This window comes from Ferruginibacter sp. (assembly GCF_031391665.1).
GTDB lineage: Bacteria > Bacteroidota > Bacteroidia > Chitinophagales > Chitinophagaceae > Ferruginibacter.
Window position 1 is genome coordinate 47,087 of record NZ_JANMUN010000174.1, and the last position, 14,565, is coordinate 61,651.

The following is a 14,565-nucleotide window of genomic DNA, read 5'->3' on the forward strand; positions in this document are numbered from 1 at the left end:
AAATAAATTTATTATAGTCACTTTTGCAACATGAAAAATATTTATGGAATGAAAAAAAGAGCAGCAGTTTTAAAAATTTATCTGCTTTGCATCACCCTGTTTTTTTGTATTGAAAGTAAAGCACAGGTAAAGCAAACGGAAAACATAAACCAGGTTTGGATGGGATATTTTAACCAAACCCGTTTTAGTAACAAGTTGGGTATGTGGACAGATGTTCATTTACGCACAAAGGAAGATTTTGTAAATAATTTTTCTACCGGCATCATCAGGGCAGGCATAACTTACTATATTAATGATGTGACAAAATTCACATTGGGTTATGCTTATGTAAATCATTTTCCTGCAGATGCACATAAAAAAATTTCTCAACCGGAACACCGGCCATGGCAGCAATTGCAATGGCATACCAAGTACGGTAAAAAAAGAATGATGCAATGGTTTAGATTGGAGGAACGTTACCGCCGTAAAATATTAAACGATTCTACTTTATCCGATGGCAGCAGCTTTAACTGGAAGCTACGATACAATATCTGGTACGAAATTCCGCTAAGCAAAAAGGGAATAGTTCCTAAAGCCTGGTCATTTATTGTTAATGATGAAGTACATATTAATTTTGGTAAACAAATTGTAAATAATTATTTTGACCAGAACCGTTTTTTTATAGGCACCAAGTATCAATTATCCGAACAAAATAATATACAGTTTGGTTATTCCAATGTATTTATACAAACAGCCGCAGGCAATAAATACAGAAATATTAACGCTGCAAGAGTTTTCTTTTTTCAAAATATTGATGCAAGAAAAAAAGTTAAGTAAATCTTTTTACAACTTTGCATTGTTTACTTTAAAATAAAATTTACCGGAGCCCGTTTTTATTGCCGCCCTTCCATTTTTAATTGTACCAACTGCAAAATCTTTTGCATTGCTTACGGTTTTATTATTTTCTGTAATTTGCTTAATGCTTTTTGCAGGCAAATAAATAATTGCTGTTGTGTTTACAGGAATTTCAACATACAATTCAAACCCTGTATCCGTTTTTTTCCATTGGCTTACAATATTGCCATAAACTGTTTGATGATTGGCATTTACATAATTTATATCCCCCACAACTTCCGGTTCAATTATAATTTGTTTATACCCATAAGAATTTTCAGTTTGTTTTATACCACCCAGGCCTTCGTAAAACCACTGCATAATATGCCCGAGCATTAAATGATTGTTGGATACTTCCGCCAATGCAGGCCAACTTTCTGTTAAAGCAGTGGCGCCTTTTTTTAACTGGTAACCATAACCGGGCACATCGTCCCTGTAATTCATATCATAAATTAATTGCGAAGCACCTCCATCATGTAATGCCTGTATTAAAAAATGAAAGCCAATATCACCGGCCGTTAATTTTTTCCCCTGTGCATTAATTGAATCCACCATATTCTTCAATACAGCTGCTTTATCTGTTTGGGCAACAAGGCCAAAACATAAAGGCATGGCCATTGCAGTTTGGCTGCCAGTTGCAAATACTTTTGTTTTTGTATTAAAAAAAGAATTATTGAATGCGTAACCGATAGCAGCTACCAGTTGCCGATAAATCAGCGCATCATTCTTTTGTTGCAATAATGCTGCCACCTTAGCAAGCAATTGTACATCATAAAAATAAATTGCAGTTGCAGTTAAAGCTTTGGGTGTAAGCTGTGCCACACCGGGTGGTTTGGGTCCGTAATCATACCAGTCGCCCAGGCCATAATCTAAAATATTATTGGCAGATTTATTTTGTAAGTAGGTCACATATTTTTTCATCATGGGATAAGCTTCTTTTAATATCGCTTCGTCACCATACCATTTATACAAAAGCCATGGCACAATTACTGCAGCACTACCCCACTCCGGCGAATCACGGAAACCAAATCCATTATCATCAAAAAACACAAACTCGGGTGCAATGTCGGGCACAAGGCCATCGGCAGTTTGTGCATCCATCATATCGTACACTAATTTTTTATACAACTGATAAACATTGTAATTGGCATTAATCGATCCTCCCATTAAATGATCCTGCTCCAGCCAGCTTAATTTTTCCCGGTGTGGGCAATCTGTTACTACACTTTGCAAATTACTTTTGATAGCCCATTTAATTAACTGGTTAATTTGATTAAATAATTTATTGGAACATTCAAACTCGCCGTTTAATTCCGATGAATTAGATGTATGTAAAGAGGTGATGCTGATTATTTTTGCAAAGACGCCAGTTGTACTTGCGGTATCAGGCACTGCACCTTCTACCTGTACATACCTAAAGCCGGTATAAGTAAAACGTGGCCGCCAGGTTTCTACACCATCGCCTTTTAATGTATACAAAAAATAATACGGCTTACCTGTTGCATTTTGGTTAACAAGATTTTTATTATTTAATAATTCTGCAGGCAATAACTTTACAACCTGTCCTTTTTTGCCCTGCACTTTAAGTTCAATTATGCCGGAAAGATTTTGTGCAAAATCATACACATACACGCTGTCTTTTGGTTTACTAATTGTTTGCACATTTAAAACTTCATTCACTTTTACAAGATTATCCATTTCGGCTTCCATCATTCCTTTTGGTATAGACACATTTACTGCCTGCTTCCAATCTGCATCATTGTAGCCAATATTATTCCAGCCGGCTTTTTCAAGCGTAGCATCATAATCTTCGCCGCCGTAAATACTCGAAAAAGTAATGGGTGATGGCGACACTTTCCAGGAGCTATCACTTACTAACACTGCCGAAGAGCCGTCGGTATAATTTAATAGTATTTTACAGATCATTTTGGGATAGCCGTATGCAATTGCTAATTTTATATACCGCTCCCGGTTGATATTATAAAATCCGTTGCCAACAATTACTCCAATAGCATTTTCTCCTTTTTTAATTGATGCTGTTACATCGTAAGTATTATACAGCACCCGTTTATTATAATCCGTCCAGCCCGGTGCTAAAAAACTATTTCCAATTTTTTTGCCATTAATAGTGCATTCATATTGGCCCAGCCCACTGATGTATGCAGTTGCATTAGCTATTTCTTTATCCGCAGTAAATGTTTTTCTAAACAAAGGAATTATCGTTCTTTGTTTTAATTTATTAGAACCTAATTTCTTTTTTATTTCTGGACTATGTACGCCGGGTACTGTGTAAAGTGAATCGGGCATTTCTTCATAACCAATCCATTTAGCATTGCTCCATTCTTTTTCAGTAAATAATCCTGTTGTAAAATTTGCAGGCTCACTCCAAACGGTTGTATTTTTATTATCCCACACCTGAATTTTCCAAAAATATTTTGTTGCTGCATTTATTTTTATCCCTTTAAATAATATTTGTGTAGATTGATTGCTGTTTATTTTTTTTGAATCCCAGATATTACCCCTATCTTTTTGAAGCAGCTCCATTTTATCAGCAACTAAAATTCTGTATGCTGTTTGTAAAACATTACGCTGTGCAGACTGCAATTGCCAGCTAAAATGCGGCGAGGCTGTATTAATTGCTAAAGGATTTATTTTATGATCGCATTGTAAATTGCTGATAATAATTTGTTGGGCAAAGCTTTTTACAGCCAATAAAAGTATAAGAATAAAAAAACTACTTTTTTTCATACAGCAATATTATATCAGCTTTAAAAATAGTTTATTTAAACAGCAAACTATCATGTTCCGCCCTGCTAAAATAATAAACGGCAAGATGTGCATTAATTGCAGTAAACGGAAAGCCCCTGTAGAAACAGGGGCTTTTACCAAAACTAACTGCACATGAAAAACCAGGTTATCACCCCCGGCTAAAAGTTGATATTATAATTCAGGTTCTAATAAATAAAAACTATAAGGTTCAAGAATAAAATATTCACTGTCGTTACCCACATGATATTGTTTATTGCTCCAGTGATCGAATAATTTTGCCGAAACAGGACCATGCTGTTTAAATGCAAACCATGTTAAGTAAGCCGGTGCTGCACTAAAATTAAAAATGCAATACAGTTTTTTACCATTGTGTGTACGCAGGTAACCTGCAATATGAATATTGTGCGGCTGCAACCAGGTAAGATTTTTGTAATCGCTTACCACTTCTAATTTTTTTCGGATAGCAATCAATTCTTGTGTAGCCGAAAAAACTTTTTGTTCTACCGTACCTATATCATTTATTTTTTCATTTTTATTCCAGTCAATTACAGGGCGGTGCATCCAGCGGTTGTCGTAACTTTTTGCAGGATCGTTTAAATAAGAATAATCATTGGTGTAACCCACTTCATCTCCATAAAATAACATTGGAATACCGCCAATAAAAAAACTATGTGCCTGCATCAGCATTATTTTTTTTATAGAAATTTCAACGGCGCTTTTATCTTTTTCGTCAATTGCTTTTTCCAATCCACAAAGCGAAGCCAGCGAACCGCTGATACGGGCATCCTGTGTTTTTGGATTTACAGAAAATAAAGCACCTCTTGCAGGCGATCCTTCATGCATACCGGAATAATAATTTTTTATAAACTTACGGTGCTCATACGCATTGAATCCCCCATGCCGAATCATATCATCATCGTAACCTAAACCAATATCATCGTGGCAACGGGTATAAGTAATCCAGGAAGTACCCAATGGTTTTTGTAAAATTTCATGCTGAGCAGCAAGCATAACTTTTGTATCTCCTGTAGCCAAAGCATCCCATTGCAATGCCATGTGTGTGGCGTTATATGCAAAGTCGCATTCCTTAGCAGTGTATAAACCTGTACCAAAATATTTCATAATCTCTTTGGGTGCTACAATTGCTTCTCCCAATAAAGCCATACCCGGCGTTGCCACCTGCACACATTGTTTTATCAATTGTAAAATGGTATGTGCCAATGGTAAATTCTGGCAGGTGGTGCCCAATTGTTTCCATATAAATGCAGGAGCATCTATGCGTAAAACATCTACACCAAAATTTGCAAAAAAGAAAATTGTATCCAGCATTTCAATAAACACCTCGGGGTTAGAAAAATTTAAATCCCATTGATAATTATGAAAAACCGTCATCACCCATTTATTACACTCTGGTACATAAGTAAAATTACCCGGTGCCGATTCAGGAAAAATATCCGGCATGTTTTTATCAAACTGATCAGGAACCTGCCTGTCATCATACATATAAAAATAATCCTGGTATTTTTTTTCGCCCTGCTTTGCTTTTTGTGCCCACTCATGTTTATGCGATGTGTGGTTCATCACAATATCCATCATCAGGTACATTTTTGCTCCGGTCATTTTTTCTTCCACCACTTTTAAATCTTCCAGTGTTCCAAAACGTTCATCTATTTTTCTAAAATCCGAAACTGCATAGCCACCATCACTTTCCCCTTCCGGGCTTTGCATCACCGGCATAAGGTGCAAAAGATTTACACCAAGTGTTTTAAAGTAATCGAGTTTTTCGCCAAGGGTTTTAAGGTTGCCGCAAAACCGGTCAACATATAAACTCATCCCTGTAATTTCATTGCTTAAAAACCAATTACCTTTTTTTTCTTTTTCTTCATCTCTTAATTTTAATGTTACCGGTCTTTGCGAATAAGCTTTCCCCATAGTATCAATCAACTGCTTAAAAATAATTTCACTTTCGGGATGATGCTGGTATAATTGATTGTACAAAAATTGTATAGCAGTTGCATTAGCAACAAAACGGGTGTAGAATAAATTATCGCTGTTACCCACATCTATTTTCATTTTACGCAGGCCGGTATTAATTTGACTATGTAATTGAGAATCGTACACTATTATTTCTTTAATTAAAAATGGTATTATTTAAATGTTTAAAAGCTTCCATAGCCCCCATATACTCACATGTTCTTGCACCTGCTTTATTGGCATTAAAAACAATTTTATGCCAATGCTCTGCCGATAAAATTTTTATTTCTCCTACCGATTTTTCGCTGAGCTGGTATAATAAAGCCCCTACAAATGCATCGCCTGCACCAGTAGTATCTACAGGTGTTACGGCAATACTGGGTACAATAACTGTTTGTTCGTTAAATCCTAACATAGTTCCGTCCTTGCCTAATGTTATTGCAAAAACACCATCTGTTTTTTCAAACAAAATTTTTACAGCATCGTTTAATGTTGCAGCGCCTGTTATCAACAAAGCTTCTTCATCACTCAGTTTAAAAAAATGGCAGCACTCTAAAAAATTCCACGACTGATCAATAAAAGTTTGCGTATTATTTTGAAATAATAAATGACGGTAATTAGGATCGAAACTTATAAAAATATTTTTGAGTAATGCTTTTTGTAAAAGGCCCTGGTAAGCTGCCTGCAATGGCCCCGGTAAAAACCCAGTGGCAGAACCAAAATGAATTATTGAAAATTCATCAAGATTAATAGCTTCTACTTCCTGCCTGCTCAGTTGCCCATCGGCACCGCGGTTAAAATAAAAATCCCTTTCTCCATTTTCCATCAACGATACAAATGCAAACGTGGTAAAATTATTTTCATCCTGCAGCATCCATTTGGTATTAACACCAAAATCACTCATCACTTCTATCAAATGTTTTCCAAAAGGATCAACACCAACTTTTGCGGCCAGCTCTACATTGCCACCCAATGCAGCAATTGCTGCAGCAACATTAGTTGGTGCACCACCTGCTTTTTTCAAAAAATTATTTCCATCGCTTAGTGATTTGCCTTTATCGGTACAAATTAAATCTATCAATGCTTCGCCGATGCAGAGTATTTTGCCCCTGTCCCCTGAAGGGGAACTTAGATTGCTGCTTTCTATATTAATTGTACTTTTTATTAAAGCCATAACCATTTTTATTTAATGCCCCATACCAGCTGGCATAATTATTTCTTCTGTTGGTTTATCGGTTTTTATTAAAAGGGTAAGTAATGCTGCTATTAATAAAAATACGCCTGCAAATAATATTGCGTTACCCGGATTATTATTTAAAAAATATTTTAAAATAAATCCAAAAGTTATTGTTTGTATAAACATCGGTATTACAATCATCATGTTTATAATACCCATATAAACGCCGTATCTTTCTTTAGGTATTTTACTTACCACCATTAAATAAGGTATCCCCATCATACTTGCCCAACCAATACCAAAACCTGTGATTGCAGGGAAAAGAAAATATTTATTTTCTATAAACGGAAATGCTAATAACCCAATGCCTGCTAAAATCAAACACCCAAAATGTACCAGTTTGGGTGAATATTTTTTTGCGAACCATACTAAACCAAATGCACATAAAAAAGTTACAACATTGTACCAGCCATTTACTAAACCAGTCCAGCTAACAGCCTCTTCATACAAAGTAGCATTTTGCTGCGGAGTAGTTTTCCAAACAGATAAAGCAATGCTTTTTGAGGAGTTTTGCCAATAGCAAAACAATGCATACCATTGAAATAAATACACCAACGCCAATTGCCACATTACCTTAGGCATGTTTAAAATGGCGTCAATAATTTCAATATTTTGTGCAAATAATATTTTGAATGTAGCATGATTTTCTGCATAGTTCAATACTTTACGAAACAATCCTTTTACAAAAATTGCCGGAATAATTAGAAGTATAATTAGAATATATGCTGCAACAGTTGTGAGGATAGATAAAAAAAACTGGATAGCCGGATGAGGCATGCCTTTATTTTTTTCCCTCAATGCTTTAAGCTCATTTTCTGTTGGAGGAATTTCGGGTGTTTTTTTAATACTCCATAATATTGAACCGATAGAACAAACTGCACCTAAAAAGAAAGATGCAAAAACCCATGTAGGTAACTTACCTGTTTTACCAATAAATATCAAAGGAAAAATAAATAACGAAACATTAGCCAGCGTTTGCCCGAAGCCGGTAAAAAAACTTTGCGCCTGAAAACCAGTTGGCTGTTGCGATGCATCCAATTTATCTGCGACAAAAGCACGGTAAGGTTCCATAGCAGTGTTATTGCCTGCATCTAATATCCATAATAAACCTGCGGCCATCCATAACTGACTGCTGAAAGGAAAAAGAAATAATGCAATACTGCATATCATTGCACCAATTAAAAAATAAGGTGTTCTTCTGCCCCACTTTACATGCCATGTTTTATCGCTTAACGCTCCAATGATAGGCTGTATAATTAAACCTGTTAACGGACCAGCTAAATTTAACCATGGAATTTCATCGGGCTTTGCACCTAAAAAATCGTAAATAGGATTAACCGCACTTTGTTGTAACCCAAAACTATACTGAATGCCAAAAAAACCCACATTCATATTTATAATTTGCCAGAAGCTTAAATGCGGTTTTGGTATAGTCATTAGCAATCGTTTTGAAAAAATTGAGAATATCAAATTTACTCAAAACAAATTGCTGTCAAATCTGCAAACGATTGTGGTGGATAAAGAAATGTAATGCAGCACTGCATTTGAACGTTAAATACAAAAGTGCCGCACCCAAATGTGTATTAGTACTACTAGTGTCATGCCAAAGTTCACAGTTTATGAAAGCCAGTTTGTAGTATGAAAACCGTTATAAAACCTGTGAGTTTATGCGCTGCTTTAAAGTTGAGGGATACTAAAAAGAAAATTATTTTTTTACAAATGCTTTCAATGCCAAATACACGCCATTGGTCCAGCCAAAACCATCCTGCGATGGATACTCGCCGCCGCCAGCTTCTTTACTTAAATCTTCAACATTGTATTTCTCCATCATTTTACCAGTGGCTGCATACACTTTATCGTTTAATGCAAGCCAGCGGACAGCAATATCTTTTGCCAAAACTTTTTCGTTGTAGTTATTTAATCCGTTTACAGCAACCCATTGCAATGGTGCCCAGCCATTAGGTGCATCCCATTGCTGGCCCGTGTTATTAATTGTAGTAACAATACCACCGGGTTTTAATAGATACTTTTTTGTTGTTGCTGCAACCGCAGTTGCCTGTGCAGTGGTTGCAATTTTTACAAACAATGGATATAAACCTGCAGCAGTAATATTATTATTTACAGTTTTTGTTTCAATATTATAATCGCAAAAGAAATTTTCTTTTGCATTCCAGCAATATTTTAAAATGGCGGCTTTTCTTTTTGCTGCTAATGCCAGTAATTTTTTTTGGCTTTTCGTATCCTTATTCAATCCGTAAATTTTTGCTGTCGTTATTTCTAAATGATACAACAGACAGTTTAAATCAACCGGAATAATATTAATGGTTTGAATGGTTGTAATATTTTTTTCATCTGCAAACCAGCGGCTGCTAAAATCCCACCCACTCTCTGCACCCGAACGTAAGTTTCTGCAGACAGTTGCTTTTGTTTCATCCAGTATTTTTTTTAATGCCTCCGGCGACGACATTTTTATACGCATCGCCAATTCATTGGCTACACTTTCTGCAACATCATAATCCTCTTTATAACTTTCCTGTCTTGGTTTATCGCTGTTATCATAATACCTGCTCAATAAACTTCCGTCTGGCATTTTTACTCCATGGCCTGCGCCATCAGTTGTTTTACCCATCCAGTAAGCATATTCCTTTTGAAATGGTGTAAAATACTTTCCATAAACAGTTTTCCCTTTTATACCTGCCAACAACTCCACCATCAAACTAAAAAATGGCGGCTGGCTGCGGCTTAAATAATACGTTCGGTTACCGTTGGGAATATGGCCGTATGTATTAATTAAAAACGCAAAATTGTCCACCATATTTTCAACCATGGCAGTTTCGCCGCTTTCTTTTAATCCCAGCATGGTAAAATAACTGTCCCAGTAATAAATTTCTCTAAATCTTCCGCCGGGTACAATGTAAGCATTGGGTAATGGCAATAAAGAAGATCCTTTTACATTTTTATCGGCTTCTCTTTTTAAATTACTCCAAAGATTACGGATGTGGTTAGCCGCATCCAATTCTTTTTGAATATAATTAAACGCAGGCGGCGCAGCAGGCAAATCAAAATTAGCGGCCACAAATTTTTTTAAATTCAAACCCGGCCCTTTTGCTAAGCCGTAATCGTACATAATATCGCTTACTTTTCTTTTAGGCGTACAATCCACAAAAGTTTTACCATCGGTAAAAACTTGCGCCAGTTGCACATCAATAAAAAGTTGACCATATATTTTATCGGGAGTTGCCGGTTGTTGTGCAGCAGTATCATTTAATAAAGCAAACATTACTGCTGCAGCAAGCCATTTTTTCATACACACAAATTTATCAAACAAAATAAACGAATCTATTTTATAAAGTAGTGGTAAATTTTTTTATGCTGCAAGTAAAACAATGCATGTGTATTTAGCAATAACAATGCTTGAAAGATAAAAAGTATAAATATTCTAAAATCTGCAGTTCCCCTCCTGAGCGAAGCCGAAGGAAGAAGGTTAGGGGCTTTTTATATCGCAGCGCCAAAACCCAGCACCACATCTTCACCCAACCACTCTGCCAAATGCTGCGAAATCAATTTACTCTCCACCATAAATCCATCATGTCCGTAATCCGAATCAATTTCAATCATTGTTGCATCTGCAATATGATTGGCTAAAAATCGCTGCTCTACCAGCGGACAAAGTATATCGCTGCTGATACCAATTATTAAAGTGCGTTGTGTAATATCATTTAATACAGTAGCCAAATTTCCACCACGGCCACGGGCAATATTATGACTGTCCATACTTTTTGTAAGCTGCCAGTAAGTGTAAGCATTAAAACGCTGCACTAATTTTTCGCCCTGGTAATTAATGTACGATGATGCTTTATAATTATCAATTTTTTCTGCATCAGTATCGGTTTGCTGCTGCACCATAATACCATAATTGCGATACGTAAGCATACCAATAGCACGGGCAGCTTTTAATCCTTTTGCACCCGCAGTTGGCGAAGCAGTATTAAATGTATTATCCGCTTCAATACTTAAACGCTGTGCAGTATGTGTTGCAATGCCCCAGGCACTTTCGCTTGCCGATGTTGCAAGCAGCAATACATTTTCAATCACATTTTTTTCCATCACACACCATTCCATGGCCTGGTAACCACCCATACTGCCGCCCATTACTAAAAATATTTTTTCTATCCCTAAATGCTCACGCAATAAAATATGCGCCTGCACCATATCACGTATGGTTACCAGCGGAAAATTATTATAGTAAGGTTGCTGTGTTTTAGCATCAACACTCAGCGGCCCAGTGCTGCCATAGCAACTCCCTAAAATATTTGCACAAACAATAAAATATTTTTCAGGATCAATTACATGATTGCTGCCCACCACGCCATTCCACCAGTCTGCAGCATCGCTGTTGGCAGTAAGTGCATGGCATATCCACACCACATTGCTTTTATCAGCATTTAATTTTCCGTAAGTGGTGTAAGCAATTTCAATTGATGGAAATATATAACCACTTTCTAAAATAAAATTGTCGGTATGTTTAAAGATATTCATTTGCCCCCATCCCCTAAAGGGGAGTTATTCAAGGTTTATAATTTTTTTTTAGCCAATCTTCGTAACTACTATTAAGCTTCATTGGCGTCGCACTCTTCAACAATATTTCTTTATTGAGCTTTAATTATGTTTTGCAAAAAGCACCTGTCGTTCCTACGGAACGATTAGAAACATACATTATTTTTTTCTACCCACCTTAAGCTCCTACGGAGCTATTATAAATCATAATCTTCTTTGCATTCTTCGAAATGATCTTCCCCATTTTCCCCTTTAGGGGATAGGGGCATCTTCGCTATCTTCTTCTCCAAAAGTTCTCCCTTTAGGGGGCGGAGGGGGTAAATAAAATGCAAAGTAAAGGCTTGCAATATTTATATTTGTAAAAATGTTTTAAAATGATTGAAATTAATTTACACCGTGTAAGCGGCGATTTTGGTTTTGGGGCCAAAGATGCCAATGGCCACACCGTACACATGGACAGCAGCGACGAAAGTGGCGGCAATAATTTTGGTGTACGCCCCATGCAAATGTTATTAATGGGTTTGGGTGGTTGCAGTGCAATTGATATTGTAATGATCTTAAAAAAACAGCGCCAGACCATCACCGATTTTTCTATAAAAATTACCGGCGAAAGAGAACCGGGTAAAGAACCATCGCTGTGGGCCAATGCAAAAATTATTTTTACACTTAGCGGAGATATTGATGCAGAAAAAGCCGCACGTGCCTGCGAATTATCCATGAATAAGTATTGCAGCGTTGCAGAAACGTTGAAGCGGAGCGGAACGGTGTTGACATGGGAGTTGAAAACAGCCCCCTCTATCTCCCCCGAAGTGGGAGGAAAGTAACGAGATTGAAAAGAAGATTATGTTTTGTTTTTTCAATTCTAATAATAAGGTAAACTTAAAATGAATAATAAAATAACGGTTTACCTTTTGCATATCTTATACTTTACAAATTTAAAAACTCCCCTACGAGTTCCTTCCCCTTCAGGGAAGGGTTGGGATGGGGCAGCTTAACAAGATGAACCCAATTACAAAAGCCATACGCATACAAACTGACCGTACCAATGAAATGGAACACAGTACCCCATTATTTTTAACCAGCAGTTTTTGTTTTGATGATGCAGAAGATATGAGGGCTGCATTTGCAGATGAAAGCAATGATAATATTTACAGCCGCTTTAGCAATCCGGGTGTACAAGAGTTTACTGATAAAATGGTAGCATTGGAAGGTGCCGAAGCAGGTTACGCAACTGCGACGGGCATGGCTGCAGTATTTGCCTCTTTTATGGCGCTGTTAAAAAAAGGTGATCATTTAATTAGCTGCAGTTCTGTTTTTGGCAGCACGGTTACAGTACTGAATAAATATTTACCCAACTATGGTATTGAAGTAAGTTATGTTAGTGCCAATGATGTGGCAAGCTGGCAAGCAGCCATTAAGCCCAATACCAAAATGATTTATTTAGAAACACCTACCAATCCAGGATTGGATATCATAGATTTGGATTTTGTTAGTAAGCTGGCAAAGCAGCATAATATTTTATTGAATGTAGATAATTGTTTTGCCACACCGGTAAACCAGCGGCCCATTGATTTTGGTGCCGACCTGGTAATTCACTCTGCCACAAAATGGATTGACGGGCAAGGTAGAGTGTTAGGTGGTGTTGTATTGGGTAAAAAAGAATTGATACAGCAAATTTATTTATTCTGCCGCAGCACCGGCCCCGCCTTATCGCCTTTTAATGCATGGGTGCTTAGTAAAAGTTTAGAAACATTAGATGTACGCATGGAGCGGCATGCCAGCAACGCATTGCATATTGCAAAAGCTTTGGAAGGCCATGCAAAAATAAGCTGGCTTAAATATCCTTTTTTACAAAGCCATCCGCAACATGCCATTGCTGTTAAGCAAATGAAAAATGGCGGCGGATTAATTAGTTTTAATTTAAGCGGTGGTTTAGAAAGTGGCCGTGCATTTTTAAACAATTTAAAAATGCTATCGCTTACTGCCAACCTCGGCGACACCAGGAGTATTGCCTCTCACCCTGCAAGTACCACACATGCTAAGCTTACCGAAGAAGAAAGACTGGCGGTGAATATTACACCGGGCTTAATACGAATTTCTGTTGGGCTGGAACATGTGGATGATATTTTGGGGGATATTTTGGGGGCGCTGGAGCAATGTTGATTTATATAAACAGTTAATTTTTAATTGAAACTATCCAATGTCTGATTTTCTTTCTATTTCCGGCTTTATTATAATTCTCTTTATTCTTATCTAATTTTAAAAGTAAATTCCAAATTTCTTTATCTCCCCTTGCAATCAAGGTATCATTATCATTATAAATTATTAGCTTACGAATTGTAAATTTTCCGTTGAGATTATCTTGGGATGGAATTATTTTTTTATTGGTATTAAATTCTCCAATTGTAAAAGATGAGCTAGGATACATTGCATAAATTCCGTTAACAGCAGTATCATGACGATATAAAAAATAATCACCAAAATGATAGCCTCGTTCTGATGTCTGTGCGAATGTTGAGTCTTGCCTTTTCCAAAAATTAGGTTGAATAATTTTAGCCTTAATGTTGTTGCCTAAAGTATATGTCCAAATGATACTGTCCTTATTGTAATAATGAATTCCATTCTCCCAGTCCCCACTTCCTGATGTTATGATAGGATTTGTCTCAATTTTCAAATTGGATAAATTATCATTTTGAATTGTAATTCTTCCATTAAATTTAAAGCAAGAAGTGAATAAGAATAAGCCGAAAACTATTATAAAGTATTTCATTTACAAAATTCTCTTTAATTTTCCAGATTCAAGGTCGTTGTTATTTGCGCCACTCATAAATATACAAAACCTCATCTTACAAAAAACATTCAAAATTCAATTTTTCAACAATCAGTCTTCAGCAGAACACAATTAAAGTTCACCAATGGTATTAAGTACAAGTGAGTGACACAACGAAGATGCCATAAAAAACAAATGTTAGTCCAAAAAAATTAAAATGCAAAGCATTTTTTATTCCGCCTCATCTCTCCACTCTTCTTCCAAAATACTCATCTCTGTTAAACTCCACCACTGACCTTTAAATAATAAACAATCACGGTTGGTACCCTCAATTACAAGGCCGGCTTTTTTATAACAACTGATAGCGGCTTTATTAAAATCGTAC

General features: G+C 36.5%; 10 protein-coding genes. 3 read left to right on the forward strand and 7 right to left on the reverse strand.

Going from position 1 to position 14,565, the window contains the following annotated elements:
• Nucleotides 1-30: 30 nt before the first annotated feature.
• The gene (locus ACY651_RS13340) at nt 31-816 is read left to right on the forward strand and encodes a DUF2490 domain-containing protein (RefSeq protein ID WP_462253531.1); all 786 of its coding nucleotides are present in this window, start codon (nt 31-33) and stop codon (nt 814-816) included.
• Nucleotides 817-822: 6 nt separating this feature from the next.
• On the opposite strand, the gene ACY651_RS13345 is transcribed toward ACY651_RS13340, so the two are convergent.
• The 6 genes from ACY651_RS13345 to metX form a co-directional block, all read right to left on the reverse strand.
• A complete protein-coding gene (locus ACY651_RS13345) occupies nt 823-3,621 on the reverse strand; it encodes a family 78 glycoside hydrolase catalytic domain (RefSeq protein WP_462253533.1) in 2,799 nt (932 codons plus the stop codon).
• Between the two features lie 192 nt (nt 3,622-3,813).
• On the reverse strand, nt 3,814-5,763 hold the full coding sequence (locus ACY651_RS13350) for an alpha-amylase family glycosyl hydrolase (protein WP_462253535.1): 1,950 nt from the start codon (nt 5,761-5,763) through the stop codon (nt 3,814-3,816).
• A 10-nt stretch (nt 5,764-5,773) separates the two neighbouring features.
• The gene (locus ACY651_RS13355; protein ID WP_462253537.1) at nt 5,774-6,790 is read right to left on the reverse strand and encodes a carbohydrate kinase family protein; all 1,017 of its coding nucleotides are present in this window, start codon (nt 6,788-6,790) and stop codon (nt 5,774-5,776) included.
• Between the two features lie 12 nt (nt 6,791-6,802).
• Complete coding sequence (locus tag ACY651_RS13360) at nt 6,803-8,290, reverse strand: MFS transporter (protein ID WP_462253539.1); 1,488 nt, start codon at nt 8,288-8,290, stop codon at nt 6,803-6,805.
• Between the two features lie 268 nt (nt 8,291-8,558).
• The gene (gene treF, locus ACY651_RS13365; protein ID WP_462253541.1) at nt 8,559-10,160 is read right to left on the reverse strand and encodes an alpha,alpha-trehalase TreF; all 1,602 of its coding nucleotides are present in this window, start codon (nt 10,158-10,160) and stop codon (nt 8,559-8,561) included.
• A 188-nt stretch (nt 10,161-10,348) separates the two neighbouring features.
• Nucleotides 10,349-11,392 carry a homoserine O-acetyltransferase MetX gene (metX, locus tag ACY651_RS13370; RefSeq protein ID WP_462253543.1) on the reverse strand — a complete coding sequence of 348 codons (1,044 nt, stop codon included), beginning with the start codon at nt 11,390-11,392 and terminating at the stop codon, nt 10,349-10,351.
• 392 nt (nt 11,393-11,784) lie between these two features.
• Here metX and ACY651_RS13375 point away from each other — a divergent pair, with 392 nt between their 5' ends.
• Both ACY651_RS13375 and ACY651_RS13380 read left to right on the forward strand, forming a co-directional pair.
• Nucleotides 11,785-12,234, forward strand: coding sequence for an OsmC family protein (locus ACY651_RS13375; RefSeq protein WP_462253545.1), 450 nt, complete (start codon nt 11,785-11,787; stop codon nt 12,232-12,234).
• 175 nt (nt 12,235-12,409) lie between these two features.
• The gene (locus tag ACY651_RS13380; protein ID WP_462253547.1) at nt 12,410-13,573 is read left to right on the forward strand and encodes a trans-sulfuration enzyme family protein; all 1,164 of its coding nucleotides are present in this window, start codon (nt 12,410-12,412) and stop codon (nt 13,571-13,573) included.
• Nucleotides 13,574-13,586: 13 nt separating this feature from the next.
• Here the strand turns inward: ACY651_RS13380 and ACY651_RS13385 are convergent, their stop codons facing one another.
• Nucleotides 13,587-14,180, reverse strand: a complete 594-nt coding sequence (locus ACY651_RS13385; RefSeq protein ID WP_462253549.1) for a hypothetical protein — start codon at nt 14,178-14,180, stop codon at nt 13,587-13,589.
• Between the last annotated feature and the right edge of the window lie 385 nt (nt 14,181-14,565).

Excerpts from the sequence above, each read along its gene's own strand:
- ACY651_RS13340 (WP_462253531.1), top strand. The coding sequence starts at position 31 with ATGAAAAATATTTATGGAATGAAAAAAAGAGCAGCAGTTTTAAAAATT.
- ACY651_RS13345 (WP_462253533.1), bottom strand. The coding sequence starts at position 3,621 with ATGAAAAAAAGTAGTTTTTTTATTCTTATACTTTTATTGGCTGTAAAA.
- ACY651_RS13355 (WP_462253537.1), bottom strand. The coding sequence starts at position 6,790 with ATGGCTTTAATAAAAAGTACAATTAATATAGAAAGCAGCAATCTAAGT.
- ACY651_RS13360 (WP_462253539.1), bottom strand. The coding sequence starts at position 8,290 with ATGACTATACCAAAACCGCATTTAAGCTTCTGGCAAATTATAAATATG.
- treF (WP_462253541.1), bottom strand. The coding sequence starts at position 10,160 with ATGAAAAAATGGCTTGCTGCAGCAGTAATGTTTGCTTTATTAAATGAT.
- metX (WP_462253543.1), bottom strand. The coding sequence starts at position 11,392 with ATGAATATCTTTAAACATACCGACAATTTTATTTTAGAAAGTGGTTAT.
- ACY651_RS13375 (WP_462253545.1), top strand. The coding sequence starts at position 11,785 with ATGATTGAAATTAATTTACACCGTGTAAGCGGCGATTTTGGTTTTGGG.
- ACY651_RS13380 (WP_462253547.1), top strand. The coding sequence starts at position 12,410 with ATGAACCCAATTACAAAAGCCATACGCATACAAACTGACCGTACCAAT.
- ACY651_RS13385 (WP_462253549.1), bottom strand. The coding sequence starts at position 14,180 with ATGAAATACTTTATAATAGTTTTCGGCTTATTCTTATTCACTTCTTGC.